The following is a 25,905-nucleotide window of genomic DNA, read 5'->3' on the forward strand; positions in this document are numbered from 1 at the left end:
TAAAGACTGTGGATAACGTGTTTGTAAATCAATTTTTAAAGGGTGTGGATTGTGAATATCTCCATTATTACGATCGGGAAATTAAAAGAGAAATATTTAAAACAAGGTATTTCCGAATACCTAAAAAGACTGTCTACCTATGCAAAAGTCGAAGTGATTGAACTTTCAGACGAAAAAGCACCAGAAAATTTAAGTGAAGCAGAAATGGAGCAGGTAAAGCAAAAAGAGGGAGAACGCATTCTTGCGAAGATCAGCGATGACACACACGTAATCGCCCTAGCCATTGAAGGAAAGCTTAAATCCTCAGAGGAACTAGCCAAAGACCTCGACCAGCTTGCTACATATGGAAAGAGTAAGGTTGCATTTATCATTGGCGGTTCCCTAGGCCTAAGCGACCAAGTTATGAAGCGCTCAAACGCAGCCCTCTCCTTCTCCCGCATGACCTTCCCACACCAACTCATGAGACTGATCCTGCTCGAGCAGGTATATCGTGCATTTCGGATTAATCGTGGGGAACCGTATCATAAATAAACACATAGTTAGTATTCTAAGAAGCGTTAAAGATACCCAAATATCTTTGACGCTTCTTTTTTGTTCAATATTCTCCATTAGCGACCATTCCATCTAGGAGAGAGTTTAGAAAAGGGCATTTAAAAGGATTTTTATACCAGTTTGTAGAACTAATTTTAGATACTTTCATATCAATAAAAAAGCAAATGTAGGCTCAATTTTATTAATAAAACATAGCAATTGAAGTTGTTAAAAACAGAAGTAATTTCATACACAAGGAGAGGGAGCTATCCAATGAATAGACAAAGAGCATGCGCAGCAATTATTAAAGATGAACACATCCTAATGGTTAAAGAGGTATATCCAGATAAAACGTTTTGGACTTTACCTGGTGGTGGTTTAGAAGACGGGGAAACATTTGAAGATGCAGCTGTAAGAGAGGTAAAAGAAGAAGTTAATTTGGATGTAGAAATAAGCAGATATTTGTTCACAGGAACATACAGTTTGGGAGAAGAAAAGTGTTTTTTAGCACGCATAGTTAACGATAATTTGCCTGTACTTGGCTATGATCCGGAAGCTGAAGATCACCAAACGTTATCTGAGGTAAAATGGCACTCGCTTGAATCGATGGAAGATGATTTACATGTCTCTAGGGTAATACAAGCATTGGAACTCACTAAAAAGTTATGAAGTAGTATAGACAGAAGTGACTTTCATACTTAGTTATAAGAATAAAGCTTCCTTTCATTTATTAAGGGATGATGTTGATTGAAAAATACTGCAAGAGGTCTTAGCAATAGGTGTGTGGAGAGATGGAAACGGAGATCTATTTTGTAAGGCACGCTCATTCTGTTTTTTCGTTAGAAAACGAAGAAACGAGGGAGTTATCTGAAAAGGGTTGGGAAGACGCAGAAAAAATTACGGAAATCCTTGTAAAAGAGGATATTGACCATATTGTTTCAAGCTCATATGTAAGAGCCATCCAAACAGTAGAAGGATTATCAAAACATATACATAAGAAAATAGAAGTAGATACACGGTTTAGAGAACGAGATTTAGCAGCAAGAGATTATCATTTTGACAACCATTTAGAAGTAGTCAAATATGTATTTGATCATCCCGAGTTTAAATATCCTGGTAGGGAATCTAACAGAGAGGTTCAAGAGCGCGGAATAAGCGGGTTAAGAGATCTTGTTTCAACGTATAAAGGGAAAAGAGTGGCTGTCGGTATACACGGTAATATCATGACGTGTATCCTTAGCTATTTTGATCAAAAATATGACGTTGATTTTTGGCACAGCACGACAAAACCAGATATATATAAACTGACCATTGATTCTGAGTTTACGTTGGTTGGGTTTAGGCGACTGTGGGGACAGGAGAATATTATCCTAAGATAAGTATTTTTTAGTAAAAAGGCGTTGGTAGGGGTTAATTTGCAATGCCTTTTTTTACTTTGAACCATTCTGGTGAGACTTATATAAATACGTACATAGGTAATTTCAAGCAGTTTATGTAATAGGAAATGTCGAATGAATACAACCAGCACGCCAAAATTGTCCAAGATTTGGACGTTTTTTTATTTATAAGAAAAAAATTTGAGCCAAACTAAACTTTTGTTTGTCTAATAGGTAGAGGACAAACAAGAGAGGGTGAATGACTATTAGACGTTTAGTGATAAAAGCTCAAAAAGGTAATGACAAAGCATTTTTGAAGTTATTCCAACAATACGAAGAGGATATTTATCGAACGGCTTATGTTTACGTAAAGAATAAAGACGATGCTTTAGATATCGTTCAAGAAGTAGCGTATCAGTCATTTAAAAAGATCGATACATTGCAAAAGCCAGAATATTTTAAAACGTGGCTAATGAAAATAGCGATCAATTGTGCAATAAACGTAATAAAAAAGAACCAAAAGGTTATTCAACTAAAACCAGAATTTGAAGTGCTTATTACTTCAGAGGAAGAAGATCTTTCACTTTCATTATCATTACAAGAACTCATGAACACTTTGCAGGAAGAGGAGAAAAGCGTTATTTTGTTAAAGTTTTACCATGACCATACCTTAAAAGAAATATCCGAATTACTACAAATCCCACTGGGAACGGCGAAATCTACGTTATATCGTGCATTAAATAAACTTCGTAAAAATTTTAAGGAGGTTGGTAACTATGAGTAACAATCTAAAACAAGAGTTAGCACAAATAGACATTCCTGTGGAGCTTCATGAAAGAAGTAAACTAGGTGTGAAAAAAGCAAAGTCTGAAATGGAAGCTAAAATAAAAGTATACGTAAAGAAACGTTTAGTATCAGCCATTTTAGCAGCTTGCTTACTTGTTCCAACAAGTGCCTTTGCTTATCAAACACTTATTACAGATGAATTTTATGGTTCATTTGAACAAGTAAAAAAACATATATCTAGCGTCACGATGGAGAAATATTTGCTGGTAGATGCTAAATTAACTCAAGCGAAGGGGGACATGAAGCAGAAAGAGTTTCACCAATTCAAAGAGTTACTAAAAGTAGTTACTGCTTCTAAAGTTGAATACGGAAATAAGTATGGTAATATCGATTATTCTCAAGTTCCTTCTACAAAGATCGATGAAATTAAGAAAGTAATGTTTGAAATACAGCCATATTTTGACCAATTGAACGGGCTAAAATCAAGTAAAGAAGTCTTAACATCTAAAGAATATGAGAACTATATTCATGCACTTATGACGTATGAAACAATATTAGCAAAAAGCAATAACGACACTGAAAATATCCCTTCAAATTTACAAAGTGAATTTGCTAAAGCACGAGATTTTATTAGTTATGTAGATAATAAACAACTTCAATAAAGTAAGCAGAAAAAACCACTATAAAAAGGGAAGAAACGTCTGTCGTTTCTTCCCTTCAGTGAGGTTACTTTTTCAACAACAAATAAACAAAATAAGGTGCGCCAATCAACGAAACCATAATTCCAGCAGGTATGGTGGTGTCAATAATGTTTCGTCCGATGGTATCGGCGACTAATAATAACCAACCGCCAAGTAAAATGGCAACCGGGATAAATAGCTGGTTTCTTGGCCCGACTAATGCTTTTGCGATATGTGGTGCCATTAGTCCAATAAACGTAATGCCTCCCGTGACAGAAACGGATGCAGCGGCTAATGCAACAGCTGTTAGAAGTAGAGTTATTCGCTCTCTTTCGATAGAAACCCCAACTCCAACAGCAACAGATTCGCTTAATCCTAAAAGATTTAGTCGGTTTGCTTTGTATAAGGTGAATGGAATAAGAATGACTAACCAAGGAAGAAGCGCCCAAATGAACGGCCAGTCTGTTCCCCAAATGTTTCCTGCTAACCATTTAGCAATAAAGTCAACTTTTGTCCGATCAGCGGAGGAGATGATGACAATCATAGCCCCAGACAGCGCTGTGGAGAAGCCAACGCCAATAAGGATTAGACTTACAGGCTGCAGTCCACTATTTCGTTTATAGGCCAATAAATAAATGAGAATACTCGTTATAATTGCACCTACGAATCCAACAGCAGGAATCATATACACAAATGAACCAGCCTCAACCGGAAAGAATAAAAAGAAAACGGCAATAGCAACCCCAGCGCCGGAGTTGATGCCAATAATACCAGGATCAGCTAAATCATTTCGGGTAATTCCCTGCAAAATAGAACCTGATAAAGCAAGTGCCATCCCAGCTAGCAGAGTAATGAGTATTCGAGGCAATCGGATCGAATATAAGATAAATTCTTCTTTAAAGGTTCCGTGACCTATTAGAGTTTGAATGAGTCGATCAAATGCTAAACTAGCAGATCCTATTCCCATACTCACAATCATCGTAGCTATAATGAGGAGTAGAGAAATCAATAAGATCATCCGCTGTTTTTTAATTAATGATGGATGTATCATGAGAGCGCGTTTCCTCCCTTTCGAACAATAACCAATAAGAATGGCAAGCCTAACATAGCCACAATTGCTACAACAGGTGTTTCATAAGGCGCATTCAATGTACGGCCAATGGTATCAGCAAATAGCATAAAAGTAGCCCCAGCAGTTGCGGACATGGGCAAAATAAAGCGATAATCGGTTCCAACAATGGCTCGAACGATATGAGGAATCATTAGTCCAATAAACGTCATATTCCCAACAAGAGCAACAGAAGATCCTGAGAGAATGATGATAACAATAAAGAGAAGGATTTTAATTTTTATGATGTTCTGACCTAATCCAACCGCAACTTCTTCATTTAGACTTAGGATGGTAAGCTGTCTGGACAGAAAAATGGCTATGATCATTCCAATCACGATAAAAGGAACAATAATTTTTAGCTGAGTCCAGGTCGTTCCAACCATTCCTCCAGCTGTCCACATTGAGATATCCTTCGAAATTTTAAAGTAAAGGCCAAGTCCTTCTGCAATCGCATATAAAAAGGCAGAAACAGCTGAACCTGCTAGAACGATACGAAGGGGGGAAAATCCGCCTCTTTTCATGGACCCAATTCCAAAAACCAAAAGAGCTCCAATTGTCGCCCCAATAAAACAAGCAACCATGGTCAAAAAGTAATTAGCAGATGGCATAAAGGCAATTGTAACTGCCAGGGCAACGTAAGCGCCGGCAGATAAACCTAATAAGCCAGGATCGGCAAGTGGATTTCTTGTCATTCCTTGCATAATTGCACCAGAAACCGCTAGAGCCGCGCCGACAAAAATAGCAGCTATTTCCCGGGGCAATCGAATATCACGGATAATGGAGATATGATCACTAGTGGCAGAAGACGTAAGCGCCAACCATACATCCTTCATTCCTACATCTGCCGCTCCAAAGGCCATTGCGATAAAAAACATGCCGATAAAAATGATAATTCCCATGAAAAAAGTAATGATAAATGAAGTAGAAGATCGAGTTTTATTTGTCATTGAGCTCATTACTCTCCTTTCCTAGCATGAGAAAAGGGATGGCCAAAAAGGAAATAAGATCCTTTTTCGGTCATCCCTTTCAAGACGCTGTTTTTAAAATGTTAGTTTTCTAAAAATGCTTTTTTAAAGAATGTAAGTTGCTTTTCAAGAGTGATGGGATCAGTAAAGGAAGCACCTTCACCCTGCATCTCAAAAACGTGTCCATTTTTAACAGCAGGAATGTTTTTATATGTGTCTGTATTTTGGAACGATGTGTTGGAATCAGAGTACTTACTTAAAATGACATAATCTCCTGCGTATTCTGGAAGGACTTCAGATGATAGTGTGTAATACCCAGCTTTTAATGCATCTTTTTTTACCTTTTCAGGCATATTTAACTTCATTGTTTGATATAAGATTTCTGTGCCACGTGCCCAGTTGTTTCCGTACACATAAAGATCTTTTCCATATGCTTCAATAACAGATACCGTTGATTTTTCGCCAATTTTTGCTCGAATATCATTCCCGATTGTTTCTGCACGCTTCTTAAAGTCTTCTGTCCACGCTTTAGCTTCTTTTTCCTTGTTTAGCAGCTTTCCGATTTCAACATGCTGAGTTAAATAATCTACTTTTCCCCATGTATACGTAACGGTAGGTGCAATTTCTTTTAACTTATCTACATTTTTGACCGTTGATAATGCAATGATTAAATCAGGATTTAACTCAATAATTTTTTCAAGGTTATCCTCTGAAACCTCTTCAACGTCTTTCAACTGTTTTTTAAAGGTTGGATTGTTTTTAGACCAAGTATCTACACCGACAACGTTAACGCCTAAATCTAAAACATCTCCAGTATAGCCTGATAGCACAACTACTCTCTTTGGATGAGCGGGGACTTTGACTGGTCCTGTTTCTGATTGATATGTAATGGTTTTTGATTCTTTATCTTTAGATCCGTTATCTTCTGTTTTTATGTTGTCGTTGCCACATGCACTAACAATAAGAATGAGCAGTAGAAAGAGTGGGGCTAATAGTTTCTTCATCATCATTTTCTCCTCGTAATAAATTGTAGGTAACACACATTGGTTTATCTGTTCTTGGATCACGCCCAATTACAGCATCGATTTGAAAAACATCTCGCAGTACTTCAGGAACGATGACTTCTTCACAAGTTCCCGCTTTTGCAACCTCACCGTCTTTTAGGGCAATGATGTAGTCAGCAAAACGAGCAGCTTGATTTAAATCATGTAGAACCATAATGATGGTTCTATTCTGTTCCTTGTTTAGAGTTTGTAGTAATTCTAAAACTTCTAGTTGATGAGCCATATCTAAATACGTTGTTGGTTCATCAAGAAAAATAATCTCTGTTTCTTGGGCCAGAGCCATGGCAATCCAAACACGTTGACGTTGACCTCCTGACAGGGCATCGATTGGACGATATTTATAGTCTGAGGTACCAGTGACCTCTAGCGCCCAATCAATAACTTCGTAATCTTTCTTCGTCAACCGACCTAACCCAGTCTGATGCGGAAAACGTCCATATGATATTAATTCACCGACTGTTAACCCAGCAGCACCTTCAGGAGTTTGTGGGAGAATGGCAATTTTCTTCGCCAAAGCTTTTGTCTGTTCTTTAGCAATGTCTTTTCCATCTAGAAGTACTGAGCCTGATTGATGTGGAATAATGCGCGTAATAGCCTTTAATAAGGTTGATTTTCCGCAACCATTGGATCCAATGATGGTTGTGATTTTTTTATCTGGAATCGTTACACTAAGGTTGTTAACAATTAAACGTTCTCCATAGCCAACACTCAAGTCATTCGTTAACAGGCGAAGCATTTCTTATGACCCCCCATAATTGAAAAATATATATTACATCATAAGTGAGAATGATTATCGATATCAGTTATCTATCTAAATATATAGTTAACTTTTACAGTTGTCAATAAAAATAAATGACGAAAAATGTAAGGCAGGAGAGGAAGTTTAATATGATTTCGCTATAACATTTTTTGTAGCTTGTAATAAAGGGGAAGCGGTTTTTAGAAAAATAGCTATTGTGAAAACAAGACTAATCACTTACAATTGATAATGATAATCATTTGAGAATTAAATTAGGGAGTGAACGCGAATGCACCAACAGGACTTATTTGATGTGACGGTTATTGGTGGAGGGCCAGCAGGGCTATATTCTACTTTTTATAGCGGATTAAGAGAGATGAAGACAAAGTTGATCGAATATCAGCCCCAACTTGGTGGGAAAATTCACGTTTACCCAGAAAAAATGATTTGGGATGTTGGAGGAGTAACGCCTATTTCAGGCGCAAAGCTAATGGAGAATCTAGTCAAGCAAGGCTTGACCTTTGATCCGACAGTTGTGCTAAATGAGAAAATAGAGTCAATATCCCGTAATCAAGACGGAACTTTCTTGTTACAAGCAACATCTGGCCGAAAACATTATACAAAAACAGTGGTTATTGCTGTAGGAAGTGGCATTTTAAATCCTAAGAAGCTTGAAATTGAAGGAGCTGAGCGATTTGAGGTCACGAACATTCATTATACAATTACGTCACTTATGAAATTTAAGGATAAAACCGTGATTATTTCAGGGGGTGGAAACACGGCTATTGACTGGGCAAATGAGCTAGAGGCGGTTGCTAAAAAGGTATACATTACCTATCGAAAAGAAAATCTATCTGGTCATGAGGCACAGGTCACAAAGTTAGTAAATAGCTCAATCCATTGTCTCCCACAAACGAGCATTACAAAGCTCATCGCCTGCGAGAATCACGAAGAAATTAAAAAAGTGGAGCTGACGGATCAACAAACGGGTGAGACTACTTACCTTGATATTGACGATGTGATTATCAATCATGGCTACGAACAAGATACAAGCTTGCTCCAAAATAGTGAGTTACAGATAAAGATGGCAAACGATTATTATATCGCTGGTAATTCTAATAGCGAGTCCTCTATCGAAGGTATTTATGCAGCTGGTGACATTCTCAGTTATGAAGGCAAATTACACTTAATTGCAGGATGTTTCCAAGATGCTGCCAGCGCCATCAATAAAGCAAAGCAGTACATTCAACCAACGGCTCAAAAGTTCGCCATGGTATCTTCGCATAATGAAGTTTTCAAAAAGAGAAACCGAGCATTAATTAAAGAAATGATGGCGGGACAATCCTAAAAAGATGGCTGGAAACTTTATATATAAAATATTTGAATAAACAAGATCATTTACTGATCTAAATGCAAAAAAGCGAGGAGAGCCTGTATGCTCTTCTCGCTTTCTTATTTATGAAACAGAAAATCCTTCTTCTTCTTTTACGCCATATTTCTCGGTGAATTCGTCTAAAAGAGTACGAACTTCATCTGTGGAATTCGTTTCCATTAGAAGGTTTCTTAGTTCACCAGCTCCGCGGAATCCACGAACGTAAATTTTAAAGAAGCGGCGCAGTGGTTTGAATTGACGAGGCTCTAATTCGTTTGAGTATTTATCGTGAAGATCAAGCTGTAGTCTTAGAAGATCTAGAAGTTCTTGGCTACCGTGCTCTTTCTTCTCTTTTTCAAATGCAAACGGATTGTGGAAGATGCCGCGTCCAATCATAATCCCATCTACTCCGTATTTCTCTGCTAGCTCAAGGCCTTTCTCACGGTCAGGAATATCTCCATTAATCGTCAGAAGCGTCTGAGGAGCAATTTCATCACGAAGCTTCTTAATCTCAGGAATAAGCTCCCAGTGAGCATCAACGTTACTCATTTCTTTACGCGTGCGAAGGTGGATGGAAAGGTTCGCAACATCTTGTTCTAAAATGTGTCGTAACCATGCATGCCATTCTTCTACTTCTGTATATCCAAGACGAGTTTTCACACTTACAGGAAGACCGCCTGCTTTAGCAGCTTGAATGATTTCAGCAGCCACATCAGGGCGACGGATTAGTCCAGAACCTCTACCATTTGCCGCCACGTTCTGTACGGGGCAACCCATGTTAATGTCAATTCCGCGGAATCCCATCTCAGCCATCCCAATGCTCATCTCACGGAAGTATTCGGGCTTGTCTCCCCAAATATGCGCAACCATTGGTTGTTCATCTTCTGTGAACGTTAAGCGTCCACGTACGCTATTTCGTCCTTTTGGATGACAATAGCTTTCTGTATTCGTAAATTCTGTGAAGAATACGTCAGGTCTCGCTGCTTTACTCACGACATGACGAAAAACCACATCGGTCACGGCTTCCATCGGTGCCAGAATAAAGAACGGCCGAGGCAACTCATGCCAAAAATTATCTTTCATAATATAGTAAACCCTCTCTTTAAGGGAAACAGGTTCCCAAAATTAAAAAGTGAAAAAATCTGTAGTCCTATCCATTCTCTTTTAGAATGAATTTCAACCAGTATATACTTTAATAGTATTAACCAAAAAGTGCAAGTGGACGACTTGTTTTGATCGCTACTCTTTAACAAAATATCCATCTACCCCGCTAAATAAACAAGGGGAGAAAAACATGATTACAATTCAACAAATTCATAAAGAACATTATCCTCAAGGAAAGAACGTTCATTATAAGTATACATCAGATCAGTATTATGAAGTGAAGGTTGAAAAAATAGGAAACGGATGGTGTTTTTCGATGCAGGAAAAAAGATTTTCTGCCCCTTTCGTAAAAGAGCTAGAAGAAGACATTTTTCAACCTCATAAAGATGGTTCAGAGGTCTACATCGCTTTTTTTGAAGGTAAGGAAGCAGCTATTATGGTTATTCAAGAAATGGAATGGAATCATACATTGCTAATTCATGATTTGTATGTAGAGTCTGCGTTTAAAAGGCTCGGAATCGGTCAAAGCCTGATCCAATTCGCAAAGCAGCGAGCTATTACGCTAGGAGTGAGGTCGATCATATTGGAAACTCAAACGTCTAATTATCCTGCGATCCAATTTTATATAAGAAATGGATTTGAACCAGTCGGTTTGAACACCATTTCTTATGCCAATCACGACATCCAAAATAGGGAAGTTCGGATTGAGATGGGGTATGTGCTAAAAGAGTGTGACATTGAATAAACCCGAACCAATCTCTATTTTAGGAATAGAATAGTACAAAAACGATTACTTTTGATTTGAAAATAGAGGTAGGGATTATCTAAATGAGCTCATTCTTTTTAAAGGGTTTAACAGGTGAAGTAGTCACGATAAACGATCCTAACTACGAATCCTCTCGTCAGGAATGGAATCGAGCTATTCAAAAGTACCCGTTAGTAATTGTGTACTGTGAACGAAAACAGGATGTTGTGAATGCGATTTGTTGGGCGCAAAGACGTCGTGTAGGCATTCGTATCCGTTCAGGAGGCCATCATTATGAAGGGTATTCGATAGGTGATCTTGTGCTGGTGATTGATATTAGTCGACTAAATGGACTAACACTGGACAAGAAGCACCACCGCCTAACAATGGAGGCAGGAGCTAAAAATACAGAAGTATATCACTTTGTTGGTTCAAAAGGCTATGTGTTTCCAGGCGGAACGTGTCCGACGGTTGGTGTGTCAGGATTCACGCTTGGAGGAGGCTGGGGACTTTCTAGCAGACGCTATGGTTTGGGGTGCGATAGATTGCTAGAAATAGAGCTAATCAACTATGAAGGAGGCATCATCAAAGCCAGTAGGTACTGTCATCCAGATCTTTTCTGGGCTTGTTGCGGTGCTGGTGGCGGAAACTTTGGTGTAGTCGTAAGCATGACCTTTCAGTTACCAAAACCGCGAACAAAACCGATCACCCTCGTTCGATTCTTCTATGTCGGAACAACGAAGAAAAAGCAAGAGAAGGTAATGGACATCTGGCAAAAGTGGTTGCCTACCTTGGACAAACGTATGACGCTCGTCACAAGCTTTTATAGTGCAGACGGAGAAGGGTTGGGTATTTTCGCTAACGGCTTCTTTTATGGTTCACCAAATAGAGCGAGGAAGCTTTTAGAGCCTTTTATGAAAGTAGAAGGTTTTCGACTCGAATTAGAAGAGCTTCCTTTTCTTGATGCTGTTAAAAAGATTGAGGAAACCTATCCACCGTCTGAAAAATTTAAATCCACCGGACGGTTTGTGCAACGACATTATTCGAAACAAGAACTTCAAGCAATTACAGAGCTCATCCAACAACCTGCTAAAGGATCTGTCTATGCTGCGATTTCCTTTTACGCTCTTGGAGGAGCAATAAAGGAAGTTGGAAGCACCGACACAGCCTTTTATTATAGAAACGCGCGGTATATCCTAGGATTTCAGTCAGTTTGGGTCAAAAATAGCGCTGCCTCAGCCAATCAAAAGTGGGTACGAGAACGCTTTGAATACATTAAAAGCATTACAGAAGGTTCCTATGTTAATTTCCCCATCAGCAACCTTCAAAATTATGAGCGTGAATACTTTGGAGAGAATGCTGAACGATTAGAACGGATAAACCGTAGATACGATCCGTATAACGTATTCCGTTTTCCTCAAGGTCTAAGATGAAGTTGAAAAAAGCCGCTACAAGATAAAATCTTGTAGCGGCTTTTTATTTTAAGCAATATGAGAAATAATTTGTCGATCTTGTAACACGGCGCGACCTTCTTCAGTAGCAGGTTGATAGCCCTTTTCAATTAGTTCTTTAATATAGATTTTGTTGTAGACAAATGCGAATATGATACCCGTAATAAATGATCCAATTCCAACTGTAAAGGTTCCTACGATTACCTCAATGACGAACATAATAACAGCCCATTTTAAATCCCCACGGAATAATGCCGGGAAGAAACCAAAAAAGAAAGTAGTCCAGCTAAATCCTACTTTAACTTCTTTTTTTAAACCACCAGTTTTTGTAAGTGTAACTTTCATATTGTATAACTCCTCTTAAATATTAAATTACGGGTCGTAAAATAAACATAGAAATAATGACAAATTCTTATTTACCCGAAATATCCATTTTTTATATTAAAATAATCTAGGAAAAAAGGCGATAGTTTTTTCCAAATTAAATTTAAAAAGTAAAATAAATCAATATATGAGTTAAATTTGCAGTAACCAATACGTTCTTTCTTTTTTCGTCTGTTTTTTCTATAATTTAGGGTAAATAGGTATTGTGTGGGCGCATAGAAAATTTCCATTTGATGATTCTAGACATAGGAACAGTCATCTTCGAATAGAAATAACGTATACTACATGTGAAGAACGGAACTTAGTGCATTTAAAGTCGAAAAAATTATATAAAGATATTTTACCTATGAAGGGCGATAATTCGCTTCATTTCAATAAAAGCAGAGAAACCCATATGTTTTTTAAAAAATTAATCAAGACTTCTCCCTTTTTAAAACGCTTTAAATAGTTTATAATTATCAGATAATAGTAAATATTTTAAGCTCCAAATAATTAAAATGGTTTATAATATAGTTAGTTAGATCAGTGAGACAGAAAAGGTGTGTTCCAAGGGGATGTGGGGCTAGCTTTTTTCACATTCTAGAAAGAACAAAAATTCCTTTTTTGCCAATACAGGGGATGAGGAAGGTTATCATGAGTAAACTACCGAACAAAACAGACGTAATTTTAATTGGTGCCGGAGTAATGAGTGCAACACTAGGGGCATTACTGAAAGAATTAGCTCCAGAATGGGAAATTAAAGTGTTTGAAAAGCTCACAAGTGCTGGAGAAGAAAGCTCCAATGAATGGAACAATGCAGGTACAGGTCACTCAGCGCTATGTGAATTAAACTATACAACAGAAAAGTCGGACGGATCGATCGATATTTCGAAAGCAGTTAAAATCAATGAGCAGTTTCAATTATCCAGACAGTTCTGGTCCTACTTAGTAAAAAGTAACTTAATTCGCAATCCTGAAGATTTCATTATGCCCATTCCACATATGAGCTTGGTTCAAGGGGAAAAAGATGTAACGTTCTTAAAAAAACGGTTGGAAGCGTTATCAAAAAGTCCGCTATTCCAAGGTATGGAATACTCAGAGAATCCTGAAAAGTTGAAGGAATGGATGCCTTTAATCATGGAAGAACGTACTTCTACTGAACCGATGGCAGCCACAAAAATTGATTCAGGAACTGACGTGAATTTCGGCGCACTAACACGTATGTTATTTGACTATTTAAAAACAAAAAATGTCGAAATGAACTATAACCATGGTGTAAAAGACATTAAGCGCACAAGCAATGGGCTTTGGGAAGTTAAAGTTCATGACATGAACAGCGGTAAAATTGAAAACCATACGGCCAAGTTTGTATTCATTGGTGCAGGTGGTGCAAGCCTACCTCTACTACAAAAAACAGGTATTCCTGAATCTAAGCAGATTGGCGGATTTCCTGTAAGCGGATTGTTTATGGTATGTAACAATCCTGAAGTCATTGAAAGACATCACGCAAAAGTATATGGAAAGGCAAAGGTAGGAGCTCCTCCGATGTCTGTTCCACATTTAGATACACGATTTATTGATAATAAAAAATCACTCCTATTTGGTCCATTTGCGGGCTTCTCGCCGAAATTCTTAAAAACAGGATCAAATTTAGATTTAATTGGTTCTGTGAAACCAAATAACCTGTTCACGATGTTAGCAGCAGGTATGAAAGAAATGTCATTAACAAAATATCTTATTCAGCAAGTACTGTTGTCGAATGAAAAGCGCCTTGAAGAGCTACGAGAATTCATTCCAACAGCTAAGCTTGAGGACTGGGACGTGGTTATAGCAGGTCAACGCGTTCAGGTTATCAAAGACACAGAAGCAGGCGGAAAAGGAACGCTACAATTCGGTACAGAAGTTGTTACAGCTTCAGATGGAACGATCGCAGCCCTACTAGGTGCGTCTCCAGGTGCTTCTACAGCGGTTCACGTTATGCTTGAAGTATTAGAAAAATGCTTCCCGAAAAACATGAAAAACTGGCAGGGAAAAGTGAAAGAGATGATCCCATCTTACGGACTGTCACTTTCTGACCAGCCTGAGCTTTTCCGAGAACTTCATCAATCAACAGCAGAAACACTTGGTTTGGTGAAAAAAAAAGAGACTTCCGATCATTCGAATAAGGTAGGAACTGAAGTATATAGTTAAAACGTTTACGTAACAAAAAAAGGAGAAAATCGACACCGATTTTCTCCTTTTTTATTATCGGAAAATGGAAGATCTTTTAAGTGCAGTACAAACAGGAATAGCAATCACCATGCCGACTACGTTTTGAACGATATTACCCGTAATAGATGCTACTGGGGAAATCCAGTTATGGAATAGAATACCCTCACAAATATAGTAACCCGCTAGCATAACAGGCACAGAAACGATCGTAGCTATTAAATTAAAGGCAAAGCTTGTACCTCTGCGACCGTTTGACCAGGCAATTTTCCCAACAATATACCCCTGTAAGCCACGTGTTACAAAGCTAAATGGTGCCCATAGCGTCCAGCCGCTAAGATAATCAAATAGCGCCATTCCTACTGCTCCTGAAATGGCTCCTTTTTTAGGGCCAAACATGATCGAAGCAATAAACAACATCCCAGTTCCTAAGTGAACCAATCCACCATTTGCGGTAATGGGCAGCCTAATATTTATAAAAAATGTCGCCACAAATACAAGCGCAATTAGCATCGCCGTAATAATTAAATCAAATGTCTTTGTGTTTGAAGCATATCCTTGTGTTCGTTGCATATGAATAATTCCTTTCAAATATGTTTTTGATAATTATAGTAGCATGAAATGTATCAGAAAGTTGAAAAATTTTATTAGAATAAGAAATAAATATTATTTTTAAGATGTGTAGGAATGATTAAAAAGGGTTCTTACTAAAGTAAGAACCACTAGGTTATACAATTGATTGTAGTTGTTTTTTACATTTGTTATGAAATTGAATCCAACATTGTTCCTTTTTAGCCCACTGCGTCACGTTTTGTTCACCAGCAGAATCTCTTAAGAATTCAAGGGTTGTCTGGGCAATTTCTTTAATTACATCATCCCACTTATCAGAAAGACCCTGTTTATCCCAAGTTTCTGTTAGATTAATTGAGTCACCATAAACTAGTTTAAGCATAGCTGTAGTATAATATACGACATTTGCTTTATAGCCTTTTAAACCTAGAGCGTTTACTATATCCTGTACTTTTCTATTAATAATTACTCGTGCTATAAGCTCTTTATATAAGCTTCCTGTTAACTCCTTTAAGTCATCTTCAGATCCTTGTTCGTATTTCCAATAAGACTTGTTGAACTCCATAAATTTTTTAAAGGCTTCTTCTCCACCCTTGCTTGAAACATGAGGGAAACCTTCCCATGACATGAAATTTTTTGCCAAGTCAACTTTGTTTAACAAAAAGTCTTTAGGAAACTCTTTCTTGAACTCTGTCTGTTCTTTTCCTTTTTTTCTACGGTTTAAATCTACCATATATTGGCCGCGAGCTCTTTCGAAGTACCATTTAGATTCAGATTTTCTTTTATCTTGTGAAGGAATCCAAACAGATCTAGAAAAATGCTCTAAGGAAGACATAAATCTTGTGTTTGCTAAAAGGTCTGATTGATTAATTTTATTTTGAGTATTGGCGTATTTGGAGATCTTAGATACCATATCTTCTTCGATTAGCCTAGCGTTATCACTGTTTTCTTCAACACGTAGAATGGTAAGTTTTGTTTGAACGTATACGTCACTCAAATCAACTCCAGATTTATAAGCTTGATGAATGGAAGCTGTAGTTTGCCCTCCATTTACAATTTGCCAACCTTCCAATGAATGAACTTTTACTAAGTTACTATCTGGAGATGAAATAATATCACCATTGTGAGCTACACTAGAAATTCCATTATTATATACAACAAACATTTCTTTTTCATTATCATTTTTTAAAGTATCTCTGATACCTTTATTTGTTGATCCTTTAGCTTGTAAAAATGACCTTACGTTTCTTTCAACTAGTTTAGGTCCCCACTTATCGTAGGCTTTAGCCAATAGCTCAGCAGAAATGAACCCTATGTAACAGTCAAAAGTACCGTTCGAGTTTGTTTGTTTTGGCTGTGGAACATACATCAATTCAAATGCCTGCTCAAATTCCTTTTGAAAATCGATAACAATACTAGAAGATTCTTGATCGGAAGAAGTTACTTGATAAATTCGATCTACATCCCAAACCTGTACATCTGTTTCAATTCCTTTTGTTGAGGTTATATCGATAAGTTTATTCGATCTATAGTATCTATTCGAGAAGATAGTAATAGTTAACTTTTCAATTTCAATGCTATTATCGTCTAAAAGTTTTATTAGATCCATTATTGGATGAGAAGGGTCGATCGGAATGCTTGAATACTGACTAAAGAATCTTTTGGCTTTGTTAGCTAAATCTTTTAAAGTAGTCATTGATATTTCTTCGGGTACTTCCATAAATTCATCAAAATCCATGATATAGAGGTTAAGCTCATTTTCGTCTTCATCATAAGAATAAGCATCAACTTGGATATTTAAGTTTGGACGATAGAACTCTACATAAGTAGGAGAATGAGGAGTTTCCATATATGTAAGATATTCTTCGAGAAAAGCTTCAAAAGGAGATGTTTTTGACGTCTGTTTTTCAATTTCATTCATTAGTTCCTGATAAAAAGTTTGCAACTCATATTTAACGCTCAACTAAATCAACCACCTATTTAAGTATTTCATCTAATTCCACTTTAAATTTTATACAGTGTGTTAAATCAATGGAATAAGAGATATGAGAGATAGCAATTGGCAATTTTTCTTTTAATATTACTGGGAATTCTTCGTTTACTTTGTACACTTCTTCTTCTAAAACATTCATATAGATATCTGTATATTCGTTATCTTGAAAGCCAGCTTTCAACAGTGAATCATTAAATTTTAATAGCAACTGGAGGGAGAAAGTATTAAATTTATTACGCAAGTCATCCACTAATTGCTGAAGAGTTTGCCCAAAGTTGCGGCTTGTTTCTAAATAACAAACATATATATATATGCTTGAAACAGCATCTGTAAGTTTTAATTGATTCTCATTAGAAATTCGAATTTTTTTGTTTAATTGATCCTTAACTGTTTTTATTTCTACTCCCCAGCCACTAGTTCGAAAGTCAATTCGATCACTAAGAGGACCTCCCCAACCATTCAAAAGGAGAGGGGGCTTATCAGGGTTTTGTTTCATCCATTCTCTCATAAACCATAATTCCCCATATAAACCTCTTTGCTGCTCTTCATTAAGTTTCTTATAGCCACCGCGTTTGAAAAAGCTCTTCCATTTTTCTAACACTTTATAAATAACCGTAAAGAGAGGTTCAGTTAACTCTCTTGATATAACATTGTCAAAAACGTTTTGCATAATAGTTTCAAATAAATCTCCACTGTCTGGATCTGCCTGAATAAATTCAATAAAGTATCTGTCTTTTAGCGGTCCAAAGTTATCATGGAACTCCATTTTAATTTTTAAACCGTTCCATTTAGGTAATGAATTCATTTCATCTTCATCCCATGGGCCGTCAGGTATTTCGATGAAAAAGTATCTACATTTTGAAACTGTATCAATTCCTCCAAATGCAATAACATCTTCATGGAATAAAGGAACTAGGGGCATCACACCATTTTGAGTATCATTTTTAATTTGTGACAAATTATTTTGATACAAATTAATAACTTGAGTATTCATTGTATCCTTCCTTCTTCATTTACAGATTTGTTCTTTAGGTAAATGTCACTACTAATATTATTATTTGTTTCAGGAAAAGCTACAGCAAAACCTATTGGAATAAGGCTCGCATTAAACCCAACATCTTTAGTGTGATGGAATACAGGAGTATTAGGATTTAACGGATAAATAAATAATTTAGGTGTTGTGATACTGCTTTTTCGATCTGTCTCATCAAATCTTTCTTGACCAGCAGCAACAATGGCCTTAACGTCTACTCGGTCTCTAGGAATTGAGTTTATATCGGCTGATTGACCACGAGTTACGCAGTTAGAGATAGAGAGTGGTCCAAGATTAACTTGTTGATTATGATTGCTAGGAATCCCTTCTACTATGATAACTTTCCAGTTGCGTAATTCTCCATAGTCATTGTTAAGTAATTCAATGTATTCAATAATGCTTTCAGACGACGACTTAGTAGACCCCTCGTAGGTTTGATAGTTTGATAGAAATGAAATAACATGTTCTACAGGTACATGTTCTGCGACGTGATATTTTGTTTTTCCTTTTCGCTCTTTCTTTTCCTGTTGGAGAATATTCGGATAGATTATCTCTATTAATTTTGTTGTAACTGCCATATTATTAATAAATACATCTTTTTCTTTTGAAAAAAGCCTAGTTTGATGAAGTTTATTACTATAATTTTGATAGGCTGCTTGCGCGTTTCGCATCTTTAGGTTACTTGTAAGCATCATTTTAGGATGAGCTAGCATGCGAATCGCATAGTTGCTTGGAGATAAATTTTCATCCTTCAACAATTCAAATTCGTCTCTCAATTGGTGCATAGCAACTGCTAGGTGCTCAAAGTTTGATGCAATATTGCTTGAAGTGTAAATGCGACATAAATCAAGATATGGTTTTCTATATCCGAACCAGCGCCCCATTTGCATAAGAGTATCGTACATTAGTGTATTGCGGTAATAGTAACTAATTGTTAGGCCTTCTAATGTTAAACCACGGGACAGTTTATCTCCTCCTACAGCAATAACGTTCAAACCTTTTTCTTTATGGCGGTGATATTCTAGAGTTTCTTCGCTATTTCCGTTTATCTCCATAACGTCGATTTTTGTGCAAATAGTTTTCATCTTCTCATAAACACTTTTCCAATTAAACGTGTCATAATTAGTTTCTCTGGATTGATTCCATAGAGCAGACTTTTCTACAAACTCTAATTTATAAAGTTTTTCTATCTCTTTAACAATGGAGCTATTAGGGCTAAAGCGCACTTGATTAACAATATCATTAAATGCTTCCTCAACTACATCCTTTAAAGAACTTTGTACTGAAGTAAAACGAGAGGTATGAATAAGCATAGAATTGTGTTCATTTTCCTGTCCTCGTAACCCTCTAATTGATACAGTAATCAAGAAAGCTTCAATAGCCTCTTTAAGTTTAGGTGGAATAGTATTCAATTTATAATGTTCATCTTTTTTCTTAATACTATTGAAAATTTTTTCGTCTGTTTCTCCAATATCAACGATCAGAGACGGGCGACCATCGTCAGCATCTTCAGACGTATTAAAAAATTCATCAGGTCCGCAATAAGCTGTAGGTTTTGGTAATCCAATTAAAAAATCTTTAGGATATAAATCTTGCCCTTGATCTAATGTTTCATTATGAGTTCCTATTAATAAATTAGCAAAAGGTGTAGCTGTATAGCCGACATATACTTTTTGCTCAAACAGCATTAAAGTCTCCCTAATAAGTCTGTTAATAGTTTTTGGGTCTTCTCCCTTTTTTTTATCACTAGTATCAATTGAAGCTTGGTCTGCTTCATCATCAATAATTAATGTAGGGATGTGTGAATCACCAGCTTGAGAGATTAAATTTTTCATTAAATCAATTAATCGCTCAAGTACATCTTTATTTTTCTTCACAACAAGAAGTGTCTTATTTCCACTTAAATTATATGAGATATTTGCTTGTATACCTGTTACATCATTTTCTACTGAGGTTAGAGCATGAATAAAATGATCGTCGTCATTATTAAGTATTGTACCAACACCAATATTTGATTTTCCAATAACTTCTTCTTCTAAACGTAATTGAGTTTGTGCTCGCAAGTCATTATGAATACCTGATAATACAATTACTAACTTGTAACCTTCGTCATATGCTTTATTAATGAGGCCAGTAAAGTTGGCAGTTTTACCAGATTGAACATATCCAAGTACTAAACCACGAAAGTCAAATGAGCTAATTTCCTTAGGGTTCCCAATCGAGCGGAAGATTTCATCTGTTGTTTCATCAATTACATCAATAACATCCTGTTTCCATTTTTTCTTTTGAACTAAATATTGTTGATATCTTTGCCAAAAAAAACGATCAGTTCTTTTTTTTACATCATACCAACCGTTAGGTTCATTTACTCGCAACACAACAGGGGATGAATGATAAATAACCCCTACATAAGTGGTGTATAATTCTAGTTTCCAGTTTTCTATCGTTCTTTTTTCAACTTCGTTATTTGTAACAAAATTATCCATAAACATACAGGTTTTATTAAATAATTCTTCTTTTGAAACGCTGCTGTTATTAATGGATTTAAATGTATTGTATTGAACTTTAAAAAAGTTAAAATAATCTTCTTTAGTTGTCACCTGCATAATCTTTCTCCTCTATTACAAATTTAATTGTGTTGCGATTAAACTTTTCCATTGAAGGCGTCATGAGAATAATGTTTGTTAGTTCATCTAAACTGTCAGAATCCATTAGTTGCTTATACATATTAGCTAATTCAGAAATAAGCGATTTATCACTTTCACTAATCTGTTGAACTTTCTCTTCTTCTACTTTAGGTATAATCACAATGTTTGCTGGTGAACCTAGTTCAACTAATTTTAAAAACATTTTCAGATTCTTGACCGTTTCATCACTGACATCTTCAATTATTCTTTGTAACAAGGGATGAGAACGATTTAATTTAAATACTGTGCCAGTTTCGTTATCTTCTTGTCTCCATGTATTTATATTGCTTCGAACGGTAGTGTCTGAGGTGTTACTCTGCGTTCTGAAATAAAACACTTGCTTAGATATATCTCGTGCCTCACGAGCAATTGCCTTCAATTGAGATTTAATATTATCAGGGGGACTAACCATAGATTTTTTAATGTCAACATGCCATAGTTCATCTGACTTGTTAGTAATATCAATTCTAACTCTTGCTAATTGGGAAGCTTGATCTTTTGGAAAAATATCTAACCAATTTCCAAAGTGCAATAATCGATTTTCGCGATAAATATAGAAGCCTTGATGTTCATTCCATCCCTTAATCCCACCAGCTTGCTTATATTCCTTAGGGGTTAGATAAGAAGCATGTGGTAGTATGTAAGTGCTTACTTTTATTTTCCCAATACCATCTTTTAAAACACGTGGTCTAAGAGGGTTTGTGTAATCGTGTGAAGATAAAAATGGGTCCCAAGCATCTAGAGAATTTTCATTTATCTCTATACAAAGATCTTCGTTTATTAAAGTATGGAAAACAAAAGAGAGATGGTTATATATCCGATCGACTTTTGAAAAGAAACTGTTTGCCAGAATGGGGTTGTGTCCTGCTCTCATGAAGCGGTCTAACTTATCAATATACACTACGGTTCCACAAATAGAAGTTATCTCAGCTATATTACTTCGTACTTCTAAGGGTATTTCTGTGAAAAGATCCCAACGATTTGTTTGAGAAACATAGTCTAAATCCCAGCATCTCTCAACTAATACATCGTTCTTTTTACTTATTACACTAAGCCGTTTTCCAAGTGAAAATGAAGCTGTTTTCAATCCCATACCAAAGCGTCCTAACTCTTTATCTCCTCTTTCATTACGTGGATCTTTGGATCCAATAGACATAGCGTTTTGAATTTCTGTTAAATCCATCCCATTACCATTATCAATAATTTGGATGTAGCCATTACCGTCATTATATTCAAATTGTAATTTTATTTTTTTCGCTTTGGCATCTATTGAATTATCTATAATATCAGCTATAGCCGTTCTGGGATTATAGCCAATGGAACGTAGTGCATTTATGACAGGACCAGCTACTGGTTCTGTTAAAATAGTTTCCATAATTACCTCCTTAGTACTCTAAATATTAATTTTCTATATAAAGGATTATTGACCATACATTACAAAGTACATAGTTCTATTCTAGTATAAACTTATTTTTTTTGCTCTGTAAAATTATCCATTAAAAAGAACAGCTATTTTTAGAATAGCTGTTCAAACCTTATTCTATATAAATTTAAGTAAATTTGTTGCCAAAGCTTTTGCCAATAGAGGTGGAACAGCATTTCCTACTTGCTGATATTGTTCATCTTTTCGACCTATAAAAATAAATTGATCTTGAAAAGATTGCAATCTTGCAGCTTCTCTAACACTTAATGCGCGAGCTTTAGTGGGATGTTGCCACATGGATTTACGCACGTTTACTACTGTTGGAGAAGGTTCCTCATATTTCAACCTTAAGTAAACAGTATTTTGAGTTCGTTTGGCATCCGTGTAGCTAGACTTTAATTCCTCTGGTAAGCTGTGAAAATTTTTACCATTGCTATTTTTAATTTCTTCAAACCGTTTTTTTATAAGAGGTGTGCTCTTAGTATTGAGATGATTAAATAAAATACTCTCACTTTTAAGGTTCTCCCTATAATAGTCAAGTAATGGAGAAACATGGTGATCTCTTTGTTGATCCGGGTAATAAATATCGTTTTTATATCCAGAAATTTCGGTTTGAGGCTCAATAGCTTCTAAATCTTTAATTGCATCTTCAACTGTATAAGGAGAGTCGGTTAGTATCTTAGGTAATGCTATTTTTATGTTATCTTTTCGTACTCCCATCATAATAAATCTTTTTCTTTTTTGTGGTACACCATAATGTGATGAATCAAGTACCTCATCAACCACTTGATAGCCATAATACTTAAAGATGCTTTTTAGATACTCCACAACATTATAAGAATAAACTTCTGCTTTTACAGTAAATTCGTTTAATTCGTTAACACTTGTGAACAATCTTAAGCATTCTATTTCTTCATCATTTAATTCCTTGCAGCGTGTCAAAAAACGATTAAATTCATTGAAACTTACTAAAGAGGAAACTTTCTCATTTATCCTGATATGATGGTCGGTTAATTGTTCAAGTAATACTATAGCCTTGGTAATAATTTGTTGAATGACCTCACTACTGTGTTGGTAATTTGATAACTGTTTCACAATTTGCTGCACGTCTCTAATTTCTCTATTATCTTTTAGTTGCAAGTACTTCTTTTTTTCGAATCGTTTTTGTAATGTCCTTAAAAGAGTTAGAGAATCTGTAGCACTAATGAAAGGGGAGGGGACGTCTGATAGCGACTCGAAATTTTCTACAAACTCCCTGATTTCATCGTTATTAGAGACTAATAAATCAATCTGATCTAAGGAGTAAATAGGCTCGTTATCTTCAGCAATCAAGTCAAGATGTTGTAACGAGCTAAAATCATTTTTATTTAACTTAGCTGTTTTGGTTACAAAAAATTTATGGACCGAAGAATGCATGGTTTTCACATTTTCCATTAGAAAAGCTACAGGCTTAATATCTCTAATTGCTCTTACGTACTCTTTAACCAACTGATTATTACCTGAAATCAAATAATTTTTTTGGCGATTGGCGTTAGAGAATCCTTGGCATGGAGGACCACCTACCACCACTGTTTGGTCCGAAGGTAAGTTTAAAGTTGTAAAGTCAATTTTTGTGATATCACTTTGATTTGTAGCAGGATCTTTTAGAATAATGTTGGAGTTGTTATTATGGTTTATTATATAAGTGGACTGTGCAGCTTCGTTTAATTCTATCGCAGCTACAACGTTAAATCTTTGAGTTTGTTGAAAGCCGTTACTTAATCCACCGGCTCCCGCAAATAAATCAACTAAATTGTATACGTGTTCTTTCATTTATAATGTCCCTTCTAACTAAAACATTTTGTTCTGATACTAGCAGCATAGCGTAAAAATAATAGTCGTGCAAGTGTTAAATAGCCAATAAACATTCGAAGAGATTATAAAAAGGGAGAGAAAATGCTTTGTAAATAAAGATGGGGACAGAAGGGGTGAAGAAAATCATTTTTTTTAAGATAAAAGTGCAAAACGGATTGATTGATCAATCCGTTTTGCACTTTATTTATTCCATCACTTCAAAGCATTCACCGCATTAATAAACCCGAATCCAGACTCACCGTCATATCCAGCTTTAAACCAATCGTCTGCAGAGTTTTGAATAATGTGTTTGACTTGATTCGGTTTTAAGACATCTTTACCGTACTTAGCGATGATGACACCAGCTAATCCAGCCGTTTTAGGCGCTGCCATTGATGTCCCTGCGTAGAAAGCATATCCTCCAGGAACGGTAGAAAGGCATAGCTTATTACGATCTCGAAGTGTCGCATCTCCTGTTTCTAACCAAGCCGTTCCGTAGTCACCGCCTGGGGCGATCACATCAATTTTTCCTACTCCGTAGTTTGAGTAGTACGTAAGGTTTTTCTCTTGTCCACTTGCAGATACACGGATAAGTGATTGGCTACTTGGACTTCTATGTGTAGCACCGTTATTATCGCCAGAAAGTTTACCAGGGCTAGAGATATCCACTCCATTATTTCCAGCAGATCCAACAACCGTCACACCATTTTTAATGGCATATTGAATTGCACGGTTAAATAAGCGAACGTCCGCTACAACGTCCTTTGTCGCATAGTCAGGGTCTTGAAACCAGTCGTATCCTCCAAGTGACATATTCACCACATCGACATTGTCATCTGCAGCCGTCATGAGAGCCTCTGCGATGCTTGCCGTTGAAGCGCCACCGTCTGGTCCAAATACACGATAAGCCGCTACTTTTAGCTGTGGCCCAATGCCTAAAACGCGCCCATTACCAGCAATTGATCCTGCTACGTGTGTGCCATGGCCATCTTGATCCATAGCGCTCGTCACGCCAGGAACAAACGATTTTCCGTACGCATAGTTTGCTTTAATATCCGGGTGCGTGTAGTCAATACCCGTATCTACTACAGCCACAATGATATCCTTATTGTTCGTGGACTTTCCAGTTCCACCAGGTAAGTTCCATGACGCACCATCGTGTGTCACTTGTTTAATATCCCATTGATATTTATTATAAAGGTCGTTTTTAGAAGAAGCGGCAAAGTCTGTGTTTAGCACTTCAACACTTTTGGCATCCTCTTGATAAACCTTATGTTCTTTCGTTGCTTCTAATACAGCGCTACTTTTTTGAATATCTGATAAAAAAGAAGGGTTGTCCGATGAAACTTCAACGGCTCCTAATTTAGGAAGAGCTTGTGATACGTCTCCACCCGCTTTTTTAATTAAGTCCGAATAGTTTGATGGGAGACTTGTATCTGATTTGAAAATGACCGTATAATTTTCTGACACGGATTGAGCTTGTCCAATGCTGCTACTTCCTAAAAATGCAGTCGCTCCTAAAACCATTGTTAAGGCACTAACGAAAAATTTTTTCATTTTTGAATCCCCCAATATTGAAATTTTCCAACTATTTAAGTATAAAAAAAGATCGAACCGCATACAACGGGGTTATTTTGTCATAACCTGACTAGTTTTCGGGAATGACATTATTTTAGTGATTATGTTGGGTACGCAAATGGATACTGATTACAATTAAGCCATTTGTATAGAAATGTTAATAAACGAAGAACTGCTTGAAATTCCTTTCAATAGGTAGGTATCATTTGAGGCTAACAAAATAAGAATTACGGGGATTATCGTTAATAGAGGTCATGATCGTCCTCCTTTCGTTGTGAAATAGGATGTAATTT

Annotated in this window: 22 protein-coding genes and 1 pseudogene; 10 read left to right on the top strand and 13 right to left on the bottom strand. The window is 36.5% G+C overall.

The window, feature by feature from the left end; genetic code table 11:
• The first annotated feature begins 51 nt into the window (after positions 1 to 51).
• The 5 genes from rlmH to AMD01_RS12800 all read left to right on the top strand — a co-directional run bounded on the left by rlmH (position 52) and on the right by AMD01_RS12800 (position 3,355).
• Positions 52 to 531, top strand: a complete 480-nt coding sequence (gene rlmH, locus AMD01_RS12780) for a 23S rRNA (pseudouridine(1915)-N(3))-methyltransferase RlmH (RefSeq protein ID WP_053401816.1) — start codon at positions 52 to 54, stop codon at positions 529 to 531.
• Positions 532 to 804: 273 nt separating this feature from the next.
• On the top strand, positions 805 to 1,200 hold the full coding sequence (locus AMD01_RS12785) for an NUDIX domain-containing protein (protein ID WP_053401817.1): 396 nt from the start codon (positions 805 to 807) through the stop codon (positions 1,198 to 1,200).
• Positions 1,201 to 1,322: 122 nt separating this feature from the next.
• A complete protein-coding gene (locus AMD01_RS12790) occupies positions 1,323 to 1,910 on the top strand; it encodes a histidine phosphatase family protein (protein ID WP_053401818.1) in 588 nt (195 codons plus the stop codon).
• Positions 1,911 to 2,166: 256 nt separating this feature from the next.
• Positions 2,167 to 2,691: a sigma-70 family RNA polymerase sigma factor gene (locus AMD01_RS12795; protein ID WP_053401819.1), complete on the top strand. Its 525-nt coding sequence runs from the start codon at positions 2,167 to 2,169 to the stop codon at positions 2,689 to 2,691.
• Positions 2,684 to 3,355, top strand: a complete 672-nt coding sequence (locus tag AMD01_RS12800) for a DUF3600 domain-containing protein (protein WP_083446541.1) — start codon at positions 2,684 to 2,686, stop codon at positions 3,353 to 3,355. Before AMD01_RS12795 ends, AMD01_RS12800 begins: the two co-directional genes overlap by 8 nt.
• Positions 3,356 to 3,419: 64 nt before the next feature.
• On the opposite strand, the gene AMD01_RS12805 is transcribed toward AMD01_RS12800, so the two are convergent.
• The 4 genes from AMD01_RS12805 to AMD01_RS12820 all read right to left on the bottom strand — a co-directional run bounded on the left by AMD01_RS12805 (position 3,420) and on the right by AMD01_RS12820 (position 7,249).
• Positions 3,420 to 4,424 carry a FecCD family ABC transporter permease gene (locus tag AMD01_RS12805; RefSeq protein ID WP_053401820.1) on the bottom strand — a complete coding sequence of 335 codons (1,005 nt, stop codon included), beginning with the start codon at positions 4,422 to 4,424 and terminating at the stop codon, positions 3,420 to 3,422.
• A complete protein-coding gene (locus tag AMD01_RS12810; protein WP_053401821.1) occupies positions 4,421 to 5,431 on the bottom strand; it encodes a FecCD family ABC transporter permease in 1,011 nt (336 codons plus the stop codon). Before AMD01_RS12810 ends, AMD01_RS12805 begins: the two co-directional genes overlap by 4 nt.
• Positions 5,432 to 5,532: 101 nt before the next feature.
• Positions 5,533 to 6,453: an iron-hydroxamate ABC transporter substrate-binding protein gene (locus AMD01_RS12815; RefSeq protein WP_053401822.1), complete on the bottom strand. Its 921-nt coding sequence runs from the start codon at positions 6,451 to 6,453 to the stop codon at positions 5,533 to 5,535.
• Positions 6,404 to 7,249, bottom strand: a complete 846-nt coding sequence (locus AMD01_RS12820) for an ABC transporter ATP-binding protein (RefSeq protein ID WP_053401823.1) — start codon at positions 7,247 to 7,249, stop codon at positions 6,404 to 6,406. The genes AMD01_RS12815 and AMD01_RS12820 overlap by 50 nt, the downstream gene beginning before the upstream one ends.
• A 292-nt stretch (positions 7,250 to 7,541) precedes the next feature.
• On the opposite strand from AMD01_RS12820, the gene AMD01_RS12825 reads away from it, so the two are divergent.
• Positions 7,542 to 8,600, top strand: coding sequence for an NAD(P)/FAD-dependent oxidoreductase (locus tag AMD01_RS12825; RefSeq protein ID WP_053401824.1), 1,059 nt, complete (start codon positions 7,542 to 7,544; stop codon positions 8,598 to 8,600).
• 108 nt (positions 8,601 to 8,708) lie between these two features.
• Here the strand turns inward: AMD01_RS12825 and AMD01_RS12830 are convergent, their stop codons facing one another.
• Positions 8,709 to 9,707, bottom strand: a complete 999-nt coding sequence (locus AMD01_RS12830; RefSeq protein ID WP_053401825.1) for a tRNA dihydrouridine synthase — start codon at positions 9,705 to 9,707, stop codon at positions 8,709 to 8,711.
• A gap of 211 nt (positions 9,708 to 9,918) precedes the next feature.
• Between AMD01_RS12830 and AMD01_RS12835 the strand changes: the two genes are divergently transcribed.
• Together AMD01_RS12835 and AMD01_RS12840 are read left to right on the top strand one after the other, a co-directional pair.
• Positions 9,919 to 10,473, top strand: coding sequence for a GNAT family N-acetyltransferase (locus AMD01_RS12835; RefSeq protein ID WP_053401826.1), 555 nt, complete (start codon positions 9,919 to 9,921; stop codon positions 10,471 to 10,473).
• 83 nt (positions 10,474 to 10,556) lie between these two features.
• Positions 10,557 to 11,906 carry an FAD-binding oxidoreductase gene (locus AMD01_RS12840; protein WP_053401827.1) on the top strand — a complete coding sequence of 450 codons (1,350 nt, stop codon included), beginning with the start codon at positions 10,557 to 10,559 and terminating at the stop codon, positions 11,904 to 11,906.
• Between the two features lie 48 nt (positions 11,907 to 11,954).
• Here AMD01_RS12840 and AMD01_RS12845 read toward each other — a convergent pair whose 3' ends face one another.
• Positions 11,955 to 12,269 (bottom strand): hypothetical protein, encoded by a 315-nt coding sequence (locus AMD01_RS12845; protein WP_053401828.1) that lies wholly within the window; start codon positions 12,267 to 12,269, stop codon positions 11,955 to 11,957.
• Between the two features lie 672 nt (positions 12,270 to 12,941).
• On the opposite strand from AMD01_RS12845, the gene AMD01_RS12850 reads away from it, so the two are divergent.
• The gene (locus tag AMD01_RS12850; protein ID WP_053401829.1) at positions 12,942 to 14,477 is read left to right on the top strand and encodes a malate:quinone oxidoreductase; all 1,536 of its coding nucleotides are present in this window, start codon (positions 12,942 to 12,944) and stop codon (positions 14,475 to 14,477) included.
• Positions 14,478 to 14,531: 54 nt separating this feature from the next.
• On the opposite strand, the gene AMD01_RS12855 is transcribed toward AMD01_RS12850, so the two are convergent.
• The 7 genes from AMD01_RS12855 to AMD01_RS12885 form a co-directional block, all read right to left on the bottom strand.
• Entirely contained in the window at positions 14,532 to 15,068 is a 537-nt protein-coding gene (locus AMD01_RS12855; protein ID WP_053401830.1) for an ECF transporter S component, read from the bottom strand.
• A 154-nt stretch (positions 15,069 to 15,222) separates the two neighbouring features.
• On the bottom strand, positions 15,223 to 16,986 hold the full coding sequence (locus tag AMD01_RS12860) for an AIPR family protein (RefSeq protein ID WP_053401854.1): 1,764 nt from the start codon (positions 16,984 to 16,986) through the stop codon (positions 15,223 to 15,225).
• A gap of 55 nt (positions 16,987 to 17,041) precedes the next feature.
• Positions 17,042 to 18,052, bottom strand: coding sequence for a PD-(D/E)XK motif protein (locus AMD01_RS12865; RefSeq protein ID WP_053401831.1), 1,011 nt, complete (start codon positions 18,050 to 18,052; stop codon positions 17,042 to 17,044).
• Positions 18,049 to 20,691 carry a Z1 domain-containing protein gene (locus tag AMD01_RS12870; RefSeq protein ID WP_245638942.1) on the bottom strand — a complete coding sequence of 881 codons (2,643 nt, stop codon included), beginning with the start codon at positions 20,689 to 20,691 and terminating at the stop codon, positions 18,049 to 18,051. Before AMD01_RS12870 ends, AMD01_RS12865 begins: the two co-directional genes overlap by 4 nt.
• Positions 20,681 to 22,153 carry an ATP-binding protein gene (locus tag AMD01_RS12875; RefSeq protein ID WP_053401833.1) on the bottom strand — a complete coding sequence of 491 codons (1,473 nt, stop codon included), beginning with the start codon at positions 22,151 to 22,153 and terminating at the stop codon, positions 20,681 to 20,683. Before AMD01_RS12875 ends, AMD01_RS12870 begins: the two co-directional genes overlap by 11 nt.
• 165 nt (positions 22,154 to 22,318) lie before the next feature.
• A complete protein-coding gene (locus AMD01_RS12880; RefSeq protein WP_053401834.1) occupies positions 22,319 to 24,013 on the bottom strand; it encodes a DNA cytosine methyltransferase in 1,695 nt (564 codons plus the stop codon).
• A 234-nt stretch (positions 24,014 to 24,247) separates the two neighbouring features.
• Entirely contained in the window at positions 24,248 to 25,591 is a 1,344-nt protein-coding gene (locus AMD01_RS12885) for a S8 family serine peptidase (protein WP_053401835.1), read from the bottom strand.
• Positions 25,592 to 25,842: 251 nt separating this feature from the next.
• On the opposite strand from AMD01_RS12885, the pseudogene AMD01_RS25090 reads away from it, so the two are divergent.
• A pseudogene (locus AMD01_RS25090) lies at positions 25,843 to 25,890 on the top strand (prepilin-type N-terminal cleavage/methylation domain-containing protein); the annotation flags it as partial.
• Positions 25,891 to 25,905 lie beyond the last annotated feature (15 nt).

Source organism: Priestia koreensis (genome assembly GCF_001274935.1).
Classification (GTDB): domain Bacteria; phylum Bacillota; class Bacilli; order Bacillales; family Bacillaceae_H; genus Bacillus_AG; species Bacillus_AG koreensis.